The 22,139-nt window shown below is 34.8% G+C and carries 17 protein-coding genes; 4 read left to right on the top strand and 13 right to left on the bottom strand.

Translation table 11 applies throughout. The annotated features are described in order from the left end of the window. Positions 1-97 precede the first annotated feature (97 nt). From P7122_RS03930 to P7122_RS03910, 5 genes are all read right to left on the bottom strand, one after another. Positions 98-682: a hypothetical protein gene (locus P7122_RS03930; RefSeq protein ID WP_278004478.1), complete on the bottom strand. Its 585-nt coding sequence runs from the start codon at positions 680-682 to the stop codon at positions 98-100. 56 nt (positions 683-738) lie between these two features. Further along, the gene (locus tag P7122_RS03925) at positions 739-2,811 is read right to left on the bottom strand and encodes a flotillin family protein (RefSeq protein WP_278004477.1); all 2,073 of its coding nucleotides are present in this window, start codon (positions 2,809-2,811) and stop codon (positions 739-741) included. Between the two features lie 24 nt (positions 2,812-2,835). Continuing rightward, entirely contained in the window at positions 2,836-3,561 is a 726-nt protein-coding gene (locus P7122_RS03920) for a hypothetical protein (RefSeq protein ID WP_278004476.1), read from the bottom strand. A gap of 54 nt (positions 3,562-3,615) precedes the next feature. Further along, complete coding sequence (locus tag P7122_RS03915; protein ID WP_278004475.1) at positions 3,616-4,314, bottom strand: PspA/IM30 family protein; 699 nt, start codon at positions 4,312-4,314, stop codon at positions 3,616-3,618. 236 nt (positions 4,315-4,550) lie between these two features. Then, complete coding sequence (locus P7122_RS03910; protein ID WP_278004474.1) at positions 4,551-6,368, bottom strand: TonB-dependent receptor plug domain-containing protein; 1,818 nt, start codon at positions 6,366-6,368, stop codon at positions 4,551-4,553. A 70-nt stretch (positions 6,369-6,438) separates the two neighbouring features. Here P7122_RS03910 and P7122_RS03905 point away from each other — a divergent pair, with 70 nt between their 5' ends. Further along, positions 6,439-7,935 (top strand): aminotransferase-like domain-containing protein, encoded by a 1,497-nt coding sequence (locus P7122_RS03905; RefSeq protein WP_278004473.1) that lies wholly within the window; start codon positions 6,439-6,441, stop codon positions 7,933-7,935. Here the strand turns inward: P7122_RS03905 and P7122_RS03900 are convergent. Beyond that, positions 7,922-8,341 carry a putative signal transducing protein gene (locus P7122_RS03900; protein WP_278004472.1) on the bottom strand — a complete coding sequence of 140 codons (420 nt, stop codon included), beginning with the start codon at positions 8,339-8,341 and terminating at the stop codon, positions 7,922-7,924. The two genes, P7122_RS03905 and P7122_RS03900, sit on opposite strands and share 14 nt — an antisense overlap. Next, entirely contained in the window at positions 8,338-8,877 is a 540-nt protein-coding gene (locus P7122_RS03895; RefSeq protein WP_278004471.1) for a hypothetical protein, read from the bottom strand. Before P7122_RS03895 ends, P7122_RS03900 begins: the two co-directional genes overlap by 4 nt. A 57-nt stretch (positions 8,878-8,934) precedes the next feature. Between P7122_RS03895 and P7122_RS03890 the strand changes: the two genes are divergently transcribed. From P7122_RS03890 to P7122_RS03880, 3 genes are all read left to right on the top strand, one after another. After that, positions 8,935-10,191 (top strand): Y-family DNA polymerase, encoded by a 1,257-nt coding sequence (locus P7122_RS03890; protein ID WP_278004470.1) that lies wholly within the window; start codon positions 8,935-8,937, stop codon positions 10,189-10,191. Positions 10,192-10,314: 123 nt separating this feature from the next. Next, positions 10,315-10,758 carry a LexA family protein gene (locus P7122_RS03885; protein WP_278004469.1) on the top strand — a complete coding sequence of 148 codons (444 nt, stop codon included), beginning with the start codon at positions 10,315-10,317 and terminating at the stop codon, positions 10,756-10,758. 29 nt (positions 10,759-10,787) lie between these two features. Continuing rightward, positions 10,788-11,762 carry a Gfo/Idh/MocA family protein gene (locus tag P7122_RS03880; protein WP_278004468.1) on the top strand — a complete coding sequence of 325 codons (975 nt, stop codon included), beginning with the start codon at positions 10,788-10,790 and terminating at the stop codon, positions 11,760-11,762. Positions 11,763-11,819: 57 nt separating this feature from the next. Here P7122_RS03880 and P7122_RS03875 read toward each other — a convergent pair whose 3' ends face one another. The 6 genes from P7122_RS03875 to bamH all read right to left on the bottom strand — a co-directional run bounded on the left by P7122_RS03875 (position 11,820) and on the right by bamH (position 22,139). Continuing rightward, positions 11,820-12,113, bottom strand: coding sequence for a F0F1 ATP synthase subunit delta/epsilon (locus tag P7122_RS03875; RefSeq protein ID WP_278004467.1), 294 nt, complete (start codon positions 12,111-12,113; stop codon positions 11,820-11,822). A gap of 76 nt (positions 12,114-12,189) precedes the next feature. Beyond that, complete coding sequence (gene atpD, locus P7122_RS03870; RefSeq protein ID WP_278004466.1) at positions 12,190-13,698, bottom strand: F0F1 ATP synthase subunit beta; 1,509 nt, start codon at positions 13,696-13,698, stop codon at positions 12,190-12,192. A 180-nt stretch (positions 13,699-13,878) separates the two neighbouring features. Further along, positions 13,879-15,504 carry an SGNH/GDSL hydrolase family protein gene (locus P7122_RS03865; RefSeq protein ID WP_278004465.1) on the bottom strand — a complete coding sequence of 542 codons (1,626 nt, stop codon included), beginning with the start codon at positions 15,502-15,504 and terminating at the stop codon, positions 13,879-13,881. Positions 15,505-15,524: 20 nt separating this feature from the next. Then, positions 15,525-18,326 carry a TonB-dependent receptor gene (locus P7122_RS03860; protein WP_278004464.1) on the bottom strand — a complete coding sequence of 934 codons (2,802 nt, stop codon included), beginning with the start codon at positions 18,324-18,326 and terminating at the stop codon, positions 15,525-15,527. Between the two features lie 170 nt (positions 18,327-18,496). Continuing rightward, positions 18,497-20,344 (bottom strand): glutamine--fructose-6-phosphate transaminase (isomerizing), encoded by a 1,848-nt coding sequence (glmS, locus tag P7122_RS03855; RefSeq protein WP_278004463.1) that lies wholly within the window; start codon positions 20,342-20,344, stop codon positions 18,497-18,499. Between the two features lie 37 nt (positions 20,345-20,381). Then, entirely contained in the window at positions 20,382-22,139 is a 1,758-nt protein-coding gene (bamH, locus tag P7122_RS03850; RefSeq protein ID WP_278004462.1) for a BamH family beta-barrel-assembly machinery protein, read from the bottom strand.

Genomic DNA, 22,139 nt, shown 5'->3' with positions numbered 1-22,139 from the left:
GAGATTTAGATGTTATTGTCCCTCATCCTCTATATTGAAAAAGTTTTAGAGAACATCATTTTTTGAAAAAGCATATGGATAATTTCTCAATTTTACTTTATAACAACATATATGCTGCTGTAATAGAGATTAGAATCAAGAAAATAAAAGAACAACCTGTTTTTTTATTCTCTGATTTATTTATAATACCATAAATTGGTTTTAATTCAAAAAAATCAGATTTTGAAAGTGACTTTTCAAAAAAATCGAATTCCTTTCTTCCAATTGGAACATATGCATGCCCAATAGCAAAGCAAAGTTTTATGGTCTCATCCCAATTTTGAGGAATTCCATATACATTATCTCCATCTTCGTCATTTGCTGAAATATAAAGTTGAATTCTTTTACCATAGAGTTCTTTATTGATATCATCATCTTGAGTTAAGTTCCAATATCCATAAACTTCATGATTAGACTCATAGTCAAAAGGGTAAAATAGAAAATTGACAAAGTATTTAAATCTTTCAAAATCTGTATCTCTAGAAAAATTAATTACAAATACATTGCTTGCTATTTTACTTTTAAAAATTCTCACTTCTTTAGTGAACCCTGTGTCCGCATATAAATTAGCTAACTCTTGAACAGCATCATTCAATTTTTTTTCTTCTAAACCATTAGCAATGATGTATTTTTCAAAGTTCATATAGTAAAAGCATTTGAATTAATTTTTAACCTTACATTTTCCTGCTCGCTTTATTTTTATAAATCATTCATCTTTTTGTTAGATAATCCCATGCCTTTTGCAAGGTTGAATAGATTACTTAACATGGTTTGTTCACTTTTATCATCAGATTTATCTTGTAGATTGCTCAGTAAATTGGCAATAGTTAAGTTTTTAATATCTTCTGAACTTATACCATATTTATCTACAAAGGATTTTACTTTATCGAGTAGGTTTCCTTTTACATCATCGCTACTTAGTATAGCGTCTTTTACTTCGCTTACAGTTTCTGAGTGTTGTACCAAACGATCATAACCCTTGGCTTTTGTTATTTGTCCTATAATTTGCTCAAAGAACATAGTCTCACCACCAACAATATCAATTTTAGCAGCTCTTAACGCTTCACCAATTACTTTAGCTTGTGCATCAGCAATTTCTTTCTGAATATTGATTTTAGCTAAGTCAACTTGTAATTCTTTATCAAGTTTAAGTTTGAATTCTTCGTGCTCTTTACCTACACCATCTAACTTCTTCATTGCTTCAGCTTTTTCTTCAATTCCTGAAGCATCTGCCATAGCTTTCTCTTTAATAACTTGAGCTTCTGCTAATCCTTCTAATCGTTTAGCTTCCGCTTTAGCAGAAATTCCACTCGCTTCTGCTTCTGCTTTTTTCTGAATGATTAATGCATCAACAACACCTTGTCTTTCGCTAGCCTCAGCTTTTGCATGCATCACTTGTGCTTCAGACATACCAATTGTAGCTTCCTCTTTTGCTTTTGCTTCAGCAAGTGTTTTACGAGCTTCAGCTTCTTTTTCGCTCGCTTCTTTTTGCGCTTGTGCTTCTATGTTTAATTCTTCAGCTTTTTGTTTTGCAGCTTCTTTCTGTGCTTCAGCAGATTTAATCGTTTTTATTAAGTCTTCTTGTGCAGCCGCTTCAGCGTTAGTTATTGCCACTTGTTTTGCTCTGTCAGCAGTTTTGAAAGCTTCGATGTCTTTCATGTTTTCCTGCTCTTCAACCACACCTTTTTCTAGCGTAACACGATCTCTAATAACATCTTGAATGTTCTTTTTCTCTACTTCAACAACCTTCTCTTTTTCAATTTGAGCCAACGTCACAATACGTTCTTTTTCGGTTCTTTCTAATAAACGGTCTTTCTCTACACGTTCACTTTCTATAGCATCTGTACGTTGCTTATTTTTCTCTGCAACAATAATTTGACGTTGCATGTTTTCTTCAGCAACTTTTACTTTTTCTTCGGTTGCTATACGTGCAGTTTCAGATTTTAAACGCTCTTCTTCTGCTACTTTTAAAGTTGCAGCTTCTTCACGAGCTTTTATGTTAGCAATTTCGCGTTTTTGTTGTTCTTCTTTTTCAGCCAGTTGCTTGTCCAATTCTAGGATAGCTTCTTGTGCTTCTACATCTTGTTTGCGAATGATTTTTTCTTCATCACGCTTTATTAAATTGGCTTTAATATTTTGCTCAGCAGTAAGATCAGTAATCTTCTTAATACCTTCTGCATCTAAGATGTTATCTGGTTTTAAAAATGAAACTGCTGTTTGTTCTAGATAATCAATAGCGCAATCTTCTAGCGTGTAGCCATTAAGATCTGTGCCAATAATGTCTACTATTTCGTCTCTAAATTCGCGACGCGCTTCATATAACTGGATGAATTCAAACTTCTTACCAACTGTTTTTAAGGCTTCAGAGAATTTCGCTTCAAAAAGATCTTCTAAAGTTTCTATGCGAGAGGCACGATCTACACCTATAGTTTGTGCTACTTTCTTAATAAATTCAACTTCATTATTTACACGAACGAAAAAGGCAACTTTGATATCTGCACGCATATTGTCTTTACAGATAAGGCCTTCTGTGCCCAAACGTTCTATTTGAATTTTCTTTACAGAGACATCCATAATCTCTACACGATGAAATACAGGAACCACGTACAAGCCTTTGTCTGTGGCTACTTTTGTGCCACCAAAACCTGTTCTGACAAGTGCTTGGCCTTGTGGTACTTTTTTGTAAAACATCGCAATGATTGCGAAATACACAATGATTAGGAATAAAATAATTCCCAGTCCGGTTAAAATAAGAGGTAAGATTCCTTCCATGGTTTTTTATTTGGTTTTTAAATGTTAATTAAGGTTTGGTTTTGCAACTAAATAGTAGTTTTTGTCTTCGGATTGTTTAATTATTAGTGCTTTTTCATGAAATTTTAGTTCTGATGTGTCTAATGATTTTACATAGATCGTCATTACGTTTCCATCGACTATAACTTCGGCATTGCCCATTTTTTCTCCTGAAATAGTAGATAGAAGTTTTGCTTCTAAACCTATGAAGTCAATAGCTTTATCACCGTCTTTATTTAAATTTTTAAAGAAGGATTTAAAAGGAACGGTTACGATTTTTGTAAGAAACAATGATGGTAGTATTGCCAGTAAAACAATAGCATATCCAAAACTGGTATCGTAACTGTTGGTTAGCGTCGTTGTAATAACAGATATGAGCCACCAATTAAAAATCCAGAAAGTAAAGGTGAACATAAATGGTAAGCCAACAAAGTTGAAATAGATTAATACAACCTGCCACCATTTTAAATTACGAGTTCTTCTGTTTACAACATGCTGACGGTCTACTTCTACATTGCTAACATCTTGAAAATCTATGTTGCCACTTTCCAGACCGCTTTCGACTTCCATATCTACGTCAGCATCTATGTCAACATCGATATCTACATCAACATCTAAGTCGAAATCGATACCACTAAACATGGTAACGAGCCAATATAAAATCAGGAGGATTAACAAAATGCTGAGCGTAATGTTAACTTGTGAGAATACGATGTCTAAATACTGTTCCAATGGTTTATGGTTTTAAAGTGAGCTCATTTTGAGCGCGTTTGGTAAAATAACTGATTAATTACTGTTTTTTATGCCTAATTCTTCTTTTAATTTTTTTAGATCTTCATTAGCTTTAGATACCGTATCATCTAGTGTGAAATCTATATCGTTGTCTAAGTTTATATAATCATCTGGTTGCTCTTTTAAGTCTTGAAATTCTTGTGTTTTTTCTTTTAAAAATTTCAATCTATCATCAATACTTTGAGCATTAAGATGTGTCATTTGTTTGTTTATGTTTTGTTCAGCTTCGATTAGTTTAATTTCAGCTTTTAAAGTATCGAGCTCTTTTTCATAGTCTGAAATGTTTGATTGAATTATTGCTACATTACCTTTTAACAATTCAACCTTATAATCTAATTTATCGCGTTCTGCTGCTGTAGCTTTCGCTTTTGCTAATAATGCTTCTTTTTTTATCAAAGCTTCTCTGGCTAAGCGATCTCCTTCATAAACATCAATTTGATTGAGCTGTACTTTTTTTAAAATAGCAACAGCTTCATTTTCGCTTTTTTTTGCTTTAGTGGCATATTCGTTATTGTCATTTTTTACACGAATTGCTAGCGCTTTTACTTTATTTAGGTGCTCGGTAGTATAAGAAAGTTCTTCTTTTAAGCGATTCAGTTGTTCTTCAATGGTGTCTTCAAGCTCATACTGATTATCAATCATGGTATTAGCTTTAGCCTGAAAAAAATTGAATAGCTTTCTAAAGATGTTCATAGCGTTAAATCTAGTACTTTTAATTGAAATACCTTACAATAAATTCTAAACTAAAGGATACATTTTTAAAGGATTAAAGCCCTGATAAGAATGTGATGGTTGAATTTTATCGCTATTCCGGATGTAGCGATAAGCTTACATATAATATGTAGCACTTATTTGAATTTTGTTACAATAGCAACAAAAAAATCCTGTCGGTTAGGACAGGATTTATAGTATGATATGTTGTTTTCTATCTATTTAAACGTATATCGTAAACCAAATAACACGTTACTTGGAGGCATTGGTGTAAAGCCAGATTCAATGTAGTCAGCATCAAAAATGTTGCTTGCTGTTACTGTAAATTCCGCTTGATTAATTCTGAAAGCAATTGAGGCATCCCAAACATTATAGGTTTGTCCTGTTGTGCGTTCGGCATATTTGTAAACAATGTTTTGACTTACGTTTTTAAATAACTGTGTGCTTAATCGCGTAATATATTGGTGCTTCAACGTATTAAGTGAATAGCGTGATAATTCTTCATTTTGATCTGAAATATTATCATCTAAGTACGAGTATCCAAACGCTAAAGTTTGTTTGTAGTTGCTAATATTAAAGTTGTATGCAGCATCAAACTCTAAACCTTTGGTGTTAACTTCTGTGATGTTCTGTGCAGTAAATACATCTTCGGTTACAGATGTTCTTACATAATCGATTAGGTTATCTGCATCTCTGTTAAATACAGCGATACTTGCTGTAAGTTTTGGTGAGATGTATTTTAAACCAAGCTCTTGTGCAAACGCTTCTTCTGGTTCTAGATCTTCATTTCCTGTAGTTACAGGATCGTTATAATATAAGTCGGTGTAGGTTGGTACTCGGTAAGTATAACCAATGTTACCATAAACCTTGAAGTTGTTGGTAATGTCATAACCAACATCTAAACCAGGAAATGCATGAAATTTAAAATCGGAAAAATACGTTAAAGCAACACCAGGTGTAATGTCTAGTTTGTTGTCTAACAAACTAAAGCGATGCTCTAAGAATGCATTAGCCATAAAACGGTTACGGTCTCCTAAGTTGTTACTTCTTAGGTAAATCTTAGAAAGATCTACACCAAAACCAGTAATACCTAATTCTGAAGTGTAAGAGGCGTTTGTTTCCGCTCCAATTTTATCAGAAATGTGCATGTTTCTATAAAAATCTGGCTCATCTCGTCGTAATAGAAAGATATCTTGATTACGTTTCCAGTAAACTCTTGGTTGAATTTTAAATTTTTCAGTTCTAAACGTTGTACCAAATGCAATTAAGCTATTCTGCGTTTCTTCGTACTCGTTAAACGTAGGATTCGTTGTGTAGAAGTTTTGTGCACCAAATTTGCGTTCAAGAAATGTAGCTGTCATTTCAATAGCTTGTGCATTTTTATTGAACGTACTTTTTAGGTAGTAATTGGCATTGTCGTAATCGGTGTTAATTCGGTAACCTTCAGAAGTCACTCTGCCAACATGAACAATATGCGATGAGTTTTCTAAATCTACACCAGCAGTAACATTACCATTAAGTTGTCCAAATGATCCAGTTTCAATAGTTGCAGATGTTGAATTTTTCAGGTTTTTCTTAGTCACAATATTTATAGCTCCGTTAAAAGCATTCTGACCAAAAACTCTGGCGGCAGGACCTTTGATAATTTCTATACGCTCAATAACTTCTATTGGTAAAGCAGCATTCATGCTATGATGACCAGTTTGTACATCATCCATTTTTATACCATCTATTAGTAGAAGTGTTTGGTCAAAACCACCACCTCTTATGTAAAGATCGGCTTGGCTGCCACCTGTGCCACGTCTTCTGATGTCTACACCAGCCACTTGCTGCAATAGATCTGCAAGATTTACAGCGGCACTTTTTTTAATAGCATCTGCTGTAATGATGTTTATCGTTCTTGAGTTTTCTTTAAAAGGTAAATCGATACGTGTACCAGTTAAAGTAACCGAATCTAATTGTTGTGTAACTTCTTGTGCATTAAGCTGAAAAACAGCCATAATTAGTAATGCAAAAGGGGTAATCTTTTTTCTCATATCTTGTTTTAAATTGAAAGTGCAAAAGTCGTAACTTTCCGGACGATTAAAATAGTCCACTTTTAAAAGAATGAATAGTCCGGTTGAAGCAATTTTAAAACAGCTTATTAGTTTTGATAAAACTATCGTGCAACCTGTCTATGTGCAAGTATCTCAGCAAATTATAAATGCTATTCAGCGTGGTTATCTGGTAAAAGGTACAAAATTACCAGGCACAAGAACATTAAGCCAACTTTTAAAGGTGCATAGAAACACAGCCGTTGCAATCTACGATGAGTTGGCATCTCAAGGTTGGGTAGAAATCATTGCAAATAAAGGCACTTTTGTGTTGCTACCAGAGCAAGCCACAGCAAAAATTAAGGCTACTGCACAGCAAGTGCATCAGGCGTATCATTATCCTAAGGAGGCTGGTTTTCCGTTTCAACAGTCGTTTCATTTGGCAACCAATCTTCAGCAAACACAAGCCAAATACATTATTAATGATGGTAAGCCAGATTTGCGTTTGCATCCAACACATCAATTTTCGAGATGGTATAGCGCAGCTATGAAGCGTAAACCACTTATTCAAAAATGGAACAGAACTACAACGTCATCAATTTCAGTCTTTAAAACGCAGTTGTGTAATTATCTCAATGCCACACGAGGATTTCATATAAAGCCCAACAACCTACTAAATACACGCAGTTCTGAAATGAGTCTTTACATCGTATCGCAATTGCTGATAAAGCAAAACGATTTGGTTTTGGTTGGTCAGTTAAGTCATTATGCGTCTAACACTATTTTTCAGGAAGCAGGAGCTACGATTAGGACAATTCCTGTGGATGACGACGGTCTCGATGTAGATTATATAAGACAGCATTTTGTGAAAAATCGAATTCGGTGTGTGTATGTAAGTGCGCATAGGCATTATCCAACTACAAAAACCTTGAGTGCAGAACGACGTATTCAATTATTGGACCTGGCCAAAGATTATGGTTTTGCCATAATTGAAGACGATTACGATTATGATTTTCAATACGATGGTTCGGCCATGCTACCAATGGCAACGGCAGATTCTAATGGTATGGTGATTTATTTGGGAAAAATGGGACAGTCGTTTTTTCCAAGTTTTCAATCTGGATTTGTTGTAGCACCCGAAAATCTTATTGCTGAAGCTCATAATTATTTGACGCTTTTAGATGAGCAAGGCGATATTATACAAGAGCAAATGCTATCGGAATTAATTGTTGAAGGTGAAATATACAGGCTTTTAAAGAAGAATATTGTAACCTACAAAAGACGAAGAGATGTTTTGTGTGATGCTCTAAAACAACAATTTAAAGATGTTATTCAGTTTGAAAAACCTTCAGGAGGTTTAGCAATTTGGTTGAAATTTATAAAACAGATTTCTCTGGTACAATTAGCAAATGAAGCTGAAGTTTTAGATGTGTTTTTACCAAAAACGATTTTATATCAAGATAAAAATACCTGTGCCATAAGATTTGGTTTTGGGCATTTAGATGAAGATGAAATTGAGATTGTAGTGTCTAGGTTAAAACAAGCCTATGATAGGATTATTGCTTTTTAAAGTTAACAATAGTATTGCAATTATCGCATTTATACTCGTAACGCGCGCTTAGCGGAAGTGAGCCAAAAACAAAACCTATTATAAAATGAACCAAGGATTTAAAACTATTAATAGTAGAGTAGAGGTTAATGTTATTGCTACCACAATTAGAACAGGCAGCAGCATTGCCATTATCATCTAAAGCATAAGCAGAAATAGAATTTAAGACTGCTTTCGCTTTACTTTCATCTTCGGCCAAAACATTCAATTTTACACCACCAATGGCATTGCTAACTAAAGGATCGGTATCTATGGTAATGCTATCTTTTAAAAAGACTTTAATGCCTTCAGCTTCGAGACGACCCTTTATGATTTGTGCTTCACTAGAGTAGGTGAATCTGGCGATGGTAACAAAAGTTTCTTTCATACGGAATTGATTTTATCTTTCCATTCCTCTTTATCTATCCATTTATAGTCATTAGGAACAGTTGCGTCTAGCAAGTCTATATCTAATTCTTCAGACAGGTCATAAGCTATTAAAAAAGCTTCCTTATAGTCATATTCTTCATATAACTTAAAGTGCTTGTTAGTATCGTACCAAAGATTAACTTCAAATATGTAACTGCCGTCGCTAAGTGCTTGATGAAATACAGAGACATATTCGTAATCTTGAATAGTATTCCATTTACCAATTTTAATAGGGCCAACTTCAATAGTAGGTCTAAATCTAGAGTTTACGATATCTATATGTATTCTTTTTTTAGAACAGAAACTAATGCCTAGTATTGTTAGTAAAATAACCGTTTTAAGATTATTAACTATATACCTAGTGCTTACATCGGTTAATTGCGCGTTATAAATGATATTAATAAAAACGCCTAATGCTGCTGTGAATAGAAATGCAGCGATAGGAATTTGCCATATAGGTCTGTCGCTTTCGGAAATTATGGTACCATGTTTCATGTATTCAAATATAGTAAGACGATACTATTTAGTCTAACTTTATTTATCTTTACATCTATGTATGCACTTGTAGATTGTAATAATTTTTACGCGTCTTGCGAACGGGTTTTTAATCCTAGTCTAAACGGCAAACCAGTTGCTATTCTTAGCAATAATGATGGTTGTGTTATTTCTATGAGTGATGAAGCCAAAGCAATAAACTTACCTTTTGGCGCACCAATTTTTAAGTGGGAAGCCTTTTGTAAAGCCAATGATATTACAGTGCTGTCATCTAACTATCCTTTATACGGAGATATGAGTAGTCGTGTAATGAAAATATTAGAACATTTTACACCAGATGTTGAAGTTTACAGTATAGATGAAGCCTTTTTACAGTTCAAAGGTTTTAAAGATTTCGATTTTGGTGATTATGGTATTCAGATCCGACAGCGCATTCTAAAATGGACAGGAATTCCAACCTGTGTAGGTGTTGCACCAACAAAAGCTTTGAGCAAAGTGGCTAATAAAATTGCCAGAAAGTTTCCTAAAGAAACCAAAGGCGTCTATGTTATAGATTCTGAAAGTTCTAGAATTAAAGCCTTAAAATGGATAAAGCTCGAAGATGTTTGGGGAATAGGAAGGCAACTAAAAAACCGATTGCAAGCTAAGGGTTGCAAAACCGCTTATGATTTTACACAGCTAGATGACGAATGGGTACGACGAACATTTTCTATTACAGAGTGGAAGCTCAAAAAAGATTTAGAAGGAGTTTCAAAAATTGAATTGGATGAGCCAACGCGAAAGCGAGCCATTGCCACCACTCGAAGTTTCGATTATACTTACGACGATATCAATTATATAAAAGAACGTATCTCTACCTTTGCTACGAGTTGTGCCGAAAAATTGCGACGACAAGGTTCTAGCTGCCATATGATTATTGTATCTATAAGTAGTAATAGACATAAAAAGGAAGAAGAACAGCATAGAGCAAGTACTATAATAAATTTTCCTTACCCTACAGATTCGTCTTTAATTATAAGCAAACAAGCAGTTAAAGCAGTCGATACAATTTTTAAAAAAGGTATTAAGTACAAAAGAGCAGGAGTTGTGGTTACAGGTTTGGTGCCAACAGACAATTATCAACTAGATATGTTTGAAAGCGAAGATCCAAAACACAAACCTTTAATGTCTGCAATAGATAAGATTAATAAGAAGTATAAAGGAGACAAAATTAAGATAGGAAACCAAGATTTAGAACGCACTTGGAAAATGAGACAAGAGCGTTTGTCACCAAGATATACAACTAATATTAATGATATTATTGTTGTAAAATAAACCTTGCTGTCATTCCTGAGAACGCAGGAATTCAGAAAAGAAAAAATAATTAAATAATTAAGTTCCTGCTTTTGTAGGGATGGTAAAAATAAAGTTCTTAGAAGTAGGAGCAAATCAATAACTATGAAAACACTGCAATCTCAAAACTTAACATTTTTTATTCCAGAGCCTGTTGAAGATGCTGGAGCAAATTTCTTCGATACCGGAATTTCTGCAGGTTTTCCATCACCAGCAGATGATTTTAAGGAACAACGTTTGTCTTTAGATGAAGAACTGGTAAAAAATAAAGAAGCTACATTTTATGCCAGAGTAAGCGGACAATCCATGATTGGTGCTGGTTTAGATGATAATGATTTGTTGGTTATAGACCGAAGCCTAGAGCCAGAGAACAATAAAATTGCTGTTTGTTTTTTAGATGGTGAGTTTACTGTAAAGCGTCTTAGAGTAGAAAAGGGTGAAGTATGGTTACAGCCCGAAAATCCAAATTATCCGATCATAAAAATTACTGAGGAAAACGATTTTGTTATTTGGGGCATTGTAACAAATGTAATTAAGAAACTGTATTAAGCTAAAAAGCATTTAAAGGTAACACCATAATGAAGCAAAGCATAAAATGGGGAATAATTGGCTGTGGTAATGTAACAGAAGTAAAGAGTGGTCCAGCTTACCAAATAACCGACGGATTTGAGTTGGTTGCTGTAATGCGCAGAAATTTTGATTTAGCAAAAGACTATGCCAAACGACATAACGTTCCACGTTATTATAACGATGCAGATGCCTTAATTAACGATCCTGAAGTAGATGCTGTTTACATTGCAACACCACCAGATACACATCATTATTATGCTATAAAAGTAGCAGAGGCAAACAAAATATGTTGTATAGAAAAACCAATGGCTCCAAGTTATGCAGAGTGTCTTGAAATACAAACGATCTTCGAAAAACGCGAGCTTCCTTTATTTGTAGCCTATTATCGCAGATCCTTGCCAAGATTTAAAAAAGTAAAGGAGCTATTAGAAGAAAAGGTAATAGGTAGTGTAAGGCATATAAGTTGGTCTTTAAGTCGTACGCCAAGCGAATTAGATATATCAAAGACATATAATTGGAGAACAGATGCTAAGATTGCACCAGCAGGTTATTTTGATGATTTGGCAAGTCATGGATTAGACCTATTTGTAGACTTATTAGGCGACGTAAAAGAAGCAAAAGGTATTTCGTCTAATCAACAACAATTGTATTCGGCAAAAGACATTATTTCAGCATCATGGGAGCACGAGAATGGTGTATTAGGAACAGGAATGTGGAGTTTTGGTACTTATAAACGCGAAGATAAAGTTAGGATTGTTGGCAGTGATGGTGAGTTATCATTTTCTGTATTTGGTGAAGAACCAATTGAGGTTATAACAAGTAATGAAGTAGAACAAGTTTTTATTGAAAACCCTAAGCATATTCAGCAATATCATGTTGAAAATATGGTAAAGCATTTGCAATCAGGTATTGAGCATCCTTCTACAGGTAAAACCGCAACACATACTGCTTGGATAATGGATTCTATTTTAAATAAGCTATAAAAGAAAAGCGCTAAACATTATGTTTAGCGCTTTTTTATTTTGAAAGAATATTATTTCTTAATCAGCTAATATAATTAGCTTGTTGTCTTTCATCTCAATAGTTCCAGAGTTAATACTTACTGTTAGAACTTTTTTGTCATCGTTATGAGGAACAACATCTCCATGTAATTCATCAAATACTAGATGACTTTGTGTGTGTGTTTTTATTCTAATAACTCCTTCACCTAAGATAGAAACTACAGGTGCGTGATTAGATAACATTTCAAACTCACCATTTACACCTGGTACTACTACAGAGTCAACTTCTGAACTAAATAAAGTCGCTTCTGGTGATACAATTTCTAAGTACATAATTTTTAGTATTGAGTATAGAGTATTGAGCTAATTAGAAGTTCTCACAACTAAAATCTCATATCGCACTATTAGTTTACGCTTCAGCTAACATTTTCTCACCTGCTTCAATAGCTTCTTCGATAGAACCTTTAAGGTTAAATGCTGCTTCAGGTAAGTGATCTAACTCACCATCCATAATCATATTAAAACCTTTAATAGTTTCTTTGATATCTACTAATACACCAGGAATACCTGTAAACTGTTCAGCTACGTGGAAAGGTTGAGATAAGAAACGTTGTACACGTCTTGCTCTAGATACAGCTAATTTATCTTCTTCAGATAATTCTTCCATACCAAGGATAGCAATAATATCTTGTAATTCTTTATAACGTTGTAATAACTCTTTTACGCGTTGTGCACAATCGTAGTGCTCATCACCTAAAATTTCTGGTGTTAAAATACGAGAAGTAGAATCTAAAGGATCTACCGCAGGATAGATACCAAGCTCAGCAATTTTACGAGATAATACAGTTGTTGCATCTAAGTGAGCAAACGTTGTTGCAGGAGCAGGATCCGTTAAATCATCTGCAGGTACATATACCGCTTGTACAGAAGTAATAGAACCTTTCTTAGTAGATGTAATACGCTCTTGCATTGCACCCATCTCAGTTGCTAATGTTGGTTGGTAACCTACCGCAGAAGGCATACGTCCTAAAAGTGCAGATACCTCAGAACCAGCTTGTGTAAAACGGAAGATGTTATCTACGAAGAAAAGTACGTCTTTTCCTTGTCCGTCACCAGCACCATCACGGAAATATTCAGCGATAGTTAAACCAGATAATGCTACACGAGCACGAGCTCCAGGAGGCTCATTCATCTGACCGAAAACGAAAGTAGCTTTAGAATCTTTCATAGCAGTTTTATCTACTTTTTGAAGATCCCATCCACCTTCTTCCATAGAGTGCATAAAGTCATCACCGTATTTAATAATACCAGACTCTAGCATCTCTCTTAAAAGGTCATTTCCTTCACGTGTTCTTTCTCCTACACCAGCAAATACTGATAAACCACCGTGACCTTTTGCAATATTGTTAATCAACTCCTGAATTAATACGGTCTTACCTACACCAGCACCACCAAATAATCCAATCTTACCACCTTTGGCATAAGGCTCAATAAGGTCAATTACTTTAATACCTGTAAATAAAACTTCAGTAGACGTTGATAAGTCTTCAAACTTTGGAGCTTGTCTGTGAATAGGTAAACCTGCTTCACCAGCTTTAGGTAAGTCACCTAATCCATCAATTGCATCACCAATTACATTAAACAAACGTCCGTAAACGTCATCGCCAATTGGCATTTGGATTGGAGCACCAGTTGCAACAACTTCAGTTCCTCTACTTAAACCATCAGAAGAATCCATTGCAATAGTACGTACAGTATCTTCACCAATGTGAGATTGTACCTCTAATACTAATTTAGAACCATCTGGGTTGTTAATTTCTAATGAATCATAAATTTTTGGAAGTTCTGCACCAGCACCGAATTCTACATCGATAACTGGACCTACAATCTGTGCAACTTTACCTGTAACTTTAGACATTACTTATATGTTTTTGTTTTGCAATAATTTAAATCTGAAAAACAACACTTTATGTTTGTGTTGAGTACGTGCGTTTTTCGCGCTGCAAAGATATGGTTTTATTTAAAAAAATAGATCTTTTTAAATAAAAAAAAACGCACTCGAGTTGAGTGCGCTTTTATAAGGATTATAAAATCTATTTTACTGTAGTGCTGGAGAGTAATTTGTTGAAAAATCACCAGCTTCTGCTAGGTTTCCTGATGCTTCAAAAGTTGAACCATAAGTGGCATCTATAGCTTGTAAAAAGCTATTAGCCATTAATGCATAACCTCTTGCAGTTAAATGTACACCATCTAAGCTTACTAAACCACCAAATACTAAATCTGTGTTCATGTTGTAATCGTCAAACATAATTCCAGTCGTTGAAGCTTGATCTAATATTGAGTTTAAATCAACCAATGCTAAATTGTTAGTGCTTGCTACATTGGAAATTGTGGCATTATATTCTTGAGTAGCCATTGCAATTTCTGCTTGTTCTGATGGTAACAATACCCATTTATCATCTAATGGATACGTAATACCTTCAACAGAAAACTGACCAGCTAGTGATGCTGGTATGTTTTGGCTTGTTAAAAAAGCATAGAAATCGGTATTTACGGTCCCTATTACAGAACTACTAGGTAGAACTAATAAATCCTCTGCTGTTGCTTGTCGCGTTTGTCCGTAGGTAGCACCTAATAGATTTGCTACTAGTGGAGCCGCAGAAGCAGGCAATCCTAATGATTGGATAAATGTAGGGAACGTAGGACTGGCATTAAATGCAGCAGCCATTTGTGCAGATATATCTACTAAACTTTCATCTTTTATAACAACAGGACTTGCTGAAGTTTCTGAGAAAACAATAGCTCTATCTGGTTGACCAAGAGCTTCATAAACTAAATTTATTTGTCCAAAAATTCCGTTTAATGTAGGGATTAAAGGTCCAAATGTTTCGTTAGTTGGGTCTAATGGAGCATATGGTACTGTTGTAAAATGAGATAAACTTGTAATATTTGGAAGGTTACCAATAACACCTTTGGCACCAGTAGAGGTTAAACCAGCCACCAATGCATTTAGTGATGCATTAAAAGTTGGAGTGTCGGTTATAGGATTTGATCCATCTCCACCAGAAAGCGCATAGCCTAACACATCATTTCCTCCCACTTCTGAAATTGAGAAGAATGTTGGGTTTTGAGCCATAGCTAACTCTAAAATACTAGCGTTAGGTGCATTTCCTGTAACACGAACAGCATAAGGGTTAGCTGCAGCAGGGAAATTAGCTAAATTACCATAACCAGGTGCTACTAAATGAAAACTTTTTGCGCCAGGAATACCTAAATTGTTGAATGGGCCTGTTGGATTATTTAAGGCTATGTCTGTTGAAACCGTAACTGGTCCAACAACTGCCTCAAGAGGAACAGGGCCTGCTCCGCCAAAAACCAACCTTGGGTCTGTAATTCTCGTTCCACCAACAGCCAGACCTCCAAAGTTGTCGTTCATCATTGGTTGATTAAATGTGCCACCACCAATATTGGCAAACTTACTTGCCATAATATTGGGAAAAGAATTTTCTTGACTAGCAATAAAAAGTGCGTTGTCTGTATAGCCAGCTGTAAAAGAAGCTCCAATAGAAACGTAATTTGAAAAATCTGCGGAACCAGCGGTTAATTCAGATAGAGGTTCTCCGCTATTGTCATTTCTATCTCTTAAATCTTGCACTAAATCATTTTCGCAAGCGACCATTCCTAAGGTTAGGAATGATAATGCTATATATTTAATTTTTTTCATCTTGATTTTCTTTTCCGTTATTATAAGTTGTTAATTGTCCAAGATACATAATACTGTGATCCGATGAAACCTGTACCAAATGCAGTAAAATACTCATCTTGTAATAAGTTAGTAGCTCCTGCTTTAAAAGTAGATTTTAAACTAGGAACTCTAAAGTTGATTTGCGCATCAAGAACATTGAAAGAAGGTACATCTCCATCTCCGAAAGATGCTTCCCAGAAGTAGTTGTCACTCCATCTCCAAGACACATTAAAACCAAAGTTTTTAAATAATTCAGTCTTACCAAAAGATGCTTTTACTTTGTGCTCTGGTGTGTTGAAGTTTGTTCTAAAATTAGGATTAGCTTTTACATCAAAATCTAGTTTAGAATAGGTGTAGTTTGCACTAAGGTCAAAACCATCAAATACTTTTGCTGACACTTGTATTGCAGCACCATAAGAATTTACAGTTTCATTTGAGTTAGTATAAGTTTGGTATGCTTGATAATCGCCATTAGCAATTGCGGCAACCGCTAAAGGAGTACCATTTGGTAACGTTTGCGTTAATTGCACATCACCATAAAATGGTGCAATTACAGTTTCATTAGCCAAGAAATCTTGGTACTGGTTATAATATGCAGAGGCATCAACAATTATATCTCCTAGCTTCCCGCGATAACCAACTTCAGCTGAGCTTACTTGTTCTGGTTGTACTAAGTTAGAGTTTCCAATTTCTAATGCTGTAGGATCTCCTGATGCAGCAAAAGCTCCAACAGAATTAGCTAAGAATGAATTGTTATATGCTCCTGTACCATCAAAAGCAATATTTGATTGCCCTGTAATAGCAGTACCAGTTGCACTTAAATCGTAGTTTCTAACGTCTCTTGCTGGGTTGTTAGGAGCACCACCAACTAAAATAGCTCTACCGACATCTAGGCCAATATATAAGTCTTGCGTCGTTGGGTTTCTAAATCCTGTTTGGAAAGAGGCTCTAATATTGTGGTCTTGATTAATTGTAAAACCTGCAGATAATCTTGGTGAAAAGAATCCGTCAAATAGTTCAGACTTGTCATATCTTAGAGAACCTGTAAGTTTAAGTTCTACGTTTTCAGATAGCTCTAAAGATCTTTGTAGCTGAGTGTAAATACCAACTTCAGAATAGTTAATAGGGCCATCATTATCTGTGTAAATGGTTCCGAAAGAATTTAAACGATATCTTCTGTAAGATCCACCTACTTGAATTTCAGCAAAATCTACTAAGTCTCCAAAGTTGTAATTAGCATCTGCATGATAGATTTTAGAATTATCTTTGAATTTAGAACCAGAACCTAAGTCTGGATTACTTGTGACCTGCTCAAATGTTCTTTGAAATTCAGGAGTGCCAGGTAAATATCTTCCTGTATCAGCTTGAGTTCTTGCGGCGATATGGGCTTGTTCATCATTAGCGCCACTTAAAGTTGCACCTATGTAAGCTCCAACATATTCACCAAACCATGTTGAATCATCTTTCCACGCTCTGTTGATATTGATACCTGTAAATACCATATCATAAGAATCACCTGCTTTATCTTCGGTAATATAACCTCTTACAAAAAAGTTATCGTTTCTAATTTCAAGTTTGTGTTGCTGTAAGAAGAAGTTTTTGATATTATATCTGTTAGCTCCTTGATAAATGGTGTTACCAGAGCCTACCTTTCCTACATATTGGATTTCAAAATCATTTTCCCAAGGACGGAAATATAGTCCCCAATCAGCTTTTATACTTTCAGCGTTGTAATTGGTTAAATCTCTTTCGTTATAACCAGTTCTACTAACATCTACTGAAGGAACAAGTGCTGAAGCGCCAGAAGGTGCTAAGCCTAGGCTTTCTAATGTTTGAGCAACATCATTAATATTGGTACTTACTTCATCACCATACACATTAATTCCGTCGTAATCAATATCGGCTCTAGTTAATCCACGATTAAGTTTGTCTTGTTCGTTTACAGCATACCAGTCAGTACCTTTTAAATAGCCAAAATTAACTTTAGCAGCAAACTTTTCGCTAAATTTATATGCCATTCTAACACCTAGATCTGTATAATCATTATCACCAGCGGCTTCTTGTGAAGTAATACCTCTTTTAATGTAACCGCTTATACCTTGGTGGTCAAAAGGATTTTTGCTTCGCATGAATAAGATACCATTAAAAGCATTTGCTCCATATAAAGCTGAGGCAGCACCAGGTAATAATTCTACACTTTGTACATCTGTTTCTGTCATACCCAATAAATTCCCAAGAGGGAAGTTAAATGCTGGTGCAGAGTTATCCATTCCATCTACCAATTGCATAAAACGTGTATTAGCAAACGTTGCAAAACCTCTGGTGTTGATGGATTTAAAGGTTAAACTGTTAGTATTTATGTCTACTCCTTTAAGGTTTTCTAAACCGTCGTAAAAGTCTACAGATGCGGTATTCTTGATTTCTTTTATACCAAAACGTTCTACAGTTACTGGAGATTCAAAAATACGCTCTGGTGTACGAGAAGCAGAAATAACAACTTCATCCAATGAGTTGCCTTCTTTGAGAGTGACATCAACAGTTTGTTCATTACTAGTTATCTCGATAGTTTGAGCTTCAAAACCTGTATAACTTACACGAATTGAAAATGGTGGATTTTGGTCTACAGATAAGGTGTAGTTACCGTCAAAATCTGAAACAGTACCAGAACTGGTACCAACTACTACTATATTTGCACCAGGTAAGGGTAACCCAGTATCATCAATAATTTTACCTTTTACTGTGGTCTGAGCAAAAGATGCCACACAAAAAAGTAATGTAAAAATCTTTAAGATTGTCTTCATGTTAGAGAATTAGTTAATTTATTTGATGCCAATTTAAATAAATATATGAAAATTAGGTAAGAAATTCTCAAAAAATTATGCATGCATAGCAATTTTTGAAAAATTGAAAGCCTTAAAATTGCGGAATTCACAATTTTAAGGCTTTTCAAAATATTTTTTGTTGTTGAGAGTTACTCCACCGTAACAGATTTAGCTAGGTTACGAGGTTGGTCTACGTTCTTATCTAGCATTACTGCAATATGATAAGACAATAGTTGTAATGGAATTGTCGTTAAGAGTGGAGTGAGAGATTCTATAGTCTCAGGAACTTCTATAACGTGATCAGCCAATTCTTTTACACTTTTATCACCTTTGGTAACAATACCAATAATTTTACCTTTTCTGGATTTTATTTCTTGAATGTTACTGACAACTTTCTCATAATGTCCTTTTTTTGTTGCGATAACAACAACTGGCATATGCTCATCAATTAAAGCAATAGGTCCATGTTTCATCTCTGCGGCAGGATAGCCTTCTGCATGGATATAAGAAATCTCTTTTAGTTTTAAAGCTCCTTCTAAAGCGACAGGGAAGTTGTATCCTCTGCCTAGATATAAGAAGTTTTTAGCATCCTTGTATATATCTGCTATAGTCTGAACATAGCCATCAGACTCAAGAGCTTCTTTTACTTTGCTAGGTATAGTTTCTAGTTCAATTAAATGGTGTCTAAACTCTGAGCTAGAAATCGCTCCTTTGGCTCTGGCAAGTCTTAAGGCAATTAATGTTAAGACCGTAATTTGAGTTGTAAATGCTTTTGTTGAAGCCACTCCAATTTCCGGTCCAGCATGTGTGTATGCACCAGCATCAGTTTCTCTTGCAATTGAAGATCCTACAACATTACAAACTCCAAAAACAAAAGCTCCTTTAGATTTGGCTAATTTAATTGCAGCAAGAGTATCTGCTGTTTCACCAGATTGAGATATTGCAATAACAATATCTTTTTCTGTAATAACAGGATTTCTATATCTAAATTCTGAAGCATACTCAACTTCTACAGGTATTCTTGCTAAGTCTTCAAAAATGTATTCTGAAACCAAACCTGCATGCCAAGACGTACCACAAGCAACAACAATAATTCTTTCTGCTGCCAGAAATTTCTTCATGTTGTCTTCGACTCCAGCAAGTTTTATTACAGCTTCATTGCTTAGAAGTCTTCCTCTAAAGGTGTCTAATATTGCTTCAGGTTGTTCGTATATTTCTTTTAGCATAAAGTGGTCGTAGCCACCTTTTTCGATTTGCTCAAGATTTAATTGAAGTTCTTGAACGTAAGGATCAACAAGCGAATCACCTTTTATTTTTCTTACCTTAATGTCTTTGCCTCTTCTAATAATAGCCATTTGCTCATCTTCGAGATAAACAGCGTTTTTAGTAAATTCTATAAAAGGAGAAGCATCGCTGGCTATAAAAAATTCATCTTCACCAATACCTATAGCTAGTGGGCTACCAAGTTTAGCAACGACAATTTCATTAGGTTTATTTTTGTCAAAAACGGCTATTGCATAAGCTCCGATAACTTGGTTTAATGCGATTTGAACAGCTTTTCCAAGTTTTATATTTTCATTCTTTTTTACATCTTCAATCAAGTTGACTAATACCTCTGTATCTGTATCTGATTTAAATGTATAACCGCGTTTAATTAGCTCCTTTTTTAAGGCATCGTAGTTTTCTATAATTCCGTTATGGATTATAACCAGGTCGCCAGAGTTTGAATAATGTGGATGCGAGTTTACATCATTAGGCACACCATGAGTAGCCCAACGTGTGTGACCAATACCTAAAGTGCCATGAGTTGAAATTTCATTTTCTAATCTTTCTTTAAGATCGGAAACTTTACCTTTTGTTTTTGAAAGTTTTATGTCTGTACCATCATAAAGTGCAATACCTGCACTGTCATACCCACGATACTCTAATCTTTGAAGTCCTTTAATTACAATAGGATAAGCTTCTCTATGGCCAATATACCCAACAATTCCACACATAGACTAATTTTAAATAGTTTGATTATTTTTGGTTTGATTACTCTTCGTCTTCACAATCTTCTCCTAAGCAAGTGTAATATATTTCTAAATATACTTTTTTACTATCGTCTGCTGAGTTGTTTCCATGTAAAACAGTTCCTCTAGGAGATAAGACAGAACTTATAGGAGTTGTTTTTGTAGATCCATCATTGGTTTTAACTTCTGGTTGAGCAAGCTCTTCTAAGTTTACATTTAAAGCCACAGATAAACCTAACTCTACATTGGTAGAATCATTAAGTAGCAGGTTGTTGATATGCTCAGTAATTCTAAATTTATATTTTATACCATCTCCATTAGATTCATCGTCTACACGTTGTAATGGACCTAGGTGATTGTATTTTGATAAATTAGGAAGACTGTTATTGGTTACGTCTACAAAAAAGTCTGTTAAAGGAAGTTTGTTGTCCAAATCGTAAATATACAGGCGATTTGGTTCTCTTTCTGGTCCGTATAAACCTGATTGACCTAAGTAATCCTGGTCTACATAAAACACTAGGTTAGCTTCGTTAACAAGACGTTTTATACTTTTGAATTTCCCATTTTCAGTTTCAACAAACTCATTTTTCCAGTTTTCAAAGGCATTCATAGTATCGTCATCTTCATCTATGTTTTCACCATTGAATAATTTAATTTTTGCAATAGAGCCTTCGCCACCCTTTATAAAGATTCTTTCGTCGCCTAGAGTTTCGTCTCCATCAGAAATTGGTGTGTTAAAGCTGTTTTCGAAAAAATTGATTTTGTTACCACTAAAGTTTATAGCAAAATTTTTGTGCTCTTCTGTAATTACATCTTCTCCATTATCGTCTTGTGTTATCGTCGTTGTGGTATAGTAGATGGTAACATTTGAGCTTGTTGAATTTGTATTTAAGATAAGGTGACTTCCATCATCATTTACAGCTTCAGCTTTAAAATAAAGTCCTCTAAAATACTCAGAAAAGTTATTAGCGTTGCTTAATACGGCTTCACCTTCTCTGTTAATTATTTTGTCTTCCCAAAATTGATGATCTAATTTTAATCGTATTCCAGGAGGAGCATAAGTAGTTGTAGTATTGTCTTCTTCGCCATCTTCTCCTTCTATCGTTTCAGTTAATATAAATCCTTTTTTACTGATGTTGATGTTGCCTGAAGAGTTAAGAGATATGTGATTAACATCTGTAGGATTTTCTACAAATGTTAGAGGTGTACCTTCTAGCGGAGCAATGGTCTCTGAGTTTGTTGCTGTTTTGTCTGAGAAATAAGTTTGAGCTTCATTAAAATCTGCACCTGGATCGAAGTCTCTTATGAAATAACCGTTTTCATATATACTCAGTTTTATTGGATTATACGTGTCACCTTCTGGAAGAATAGAATCTACATTGTAAGTTATGTTGTTGTCTTCGTCAACATTTGTTACACCTGAGAAAAACGGAAGAGTTAATACTACCGAATCAATCTGTAATTCATTGGCACTGCCAAGAAATGTAGGTGAATACGTTGATAATGATACTTGAGATACAAAGCTAGATGTTACTCTACCATAGTTATCATCATAAATTCCAAGTGTACTTAGACCTATGCCACTGTTGCTCTGAACAGGACCTAACGCATTGGTGTATGTAATAACGTCATAGCTTTCGTTTTTGATATCAAAATTAGTTGCTACATCACTATTTAAAACGTCAGATTCTAAGTTGTTAAAGTCACTATCACATGCTATAAAGCTCGATACGATTAACGTAAGTACTAAAAAATTAAGTGCAATTTTGTTCTTTTTCAT

The sequence above is a fragment of the Winogradskyella marincola genome, assembly GCF_029624125.1.
Taxonomy (GTDB): domain Bacteria; phylum Bacteroidota; class Bacteroidia; order Flavobacteriales; family Flavobacteriaceae; genus Winogradskyella; species Winogradskyella marincola.
This window is presented reverse-complemented; position numbering and strand designations above follow the sequence as displayed.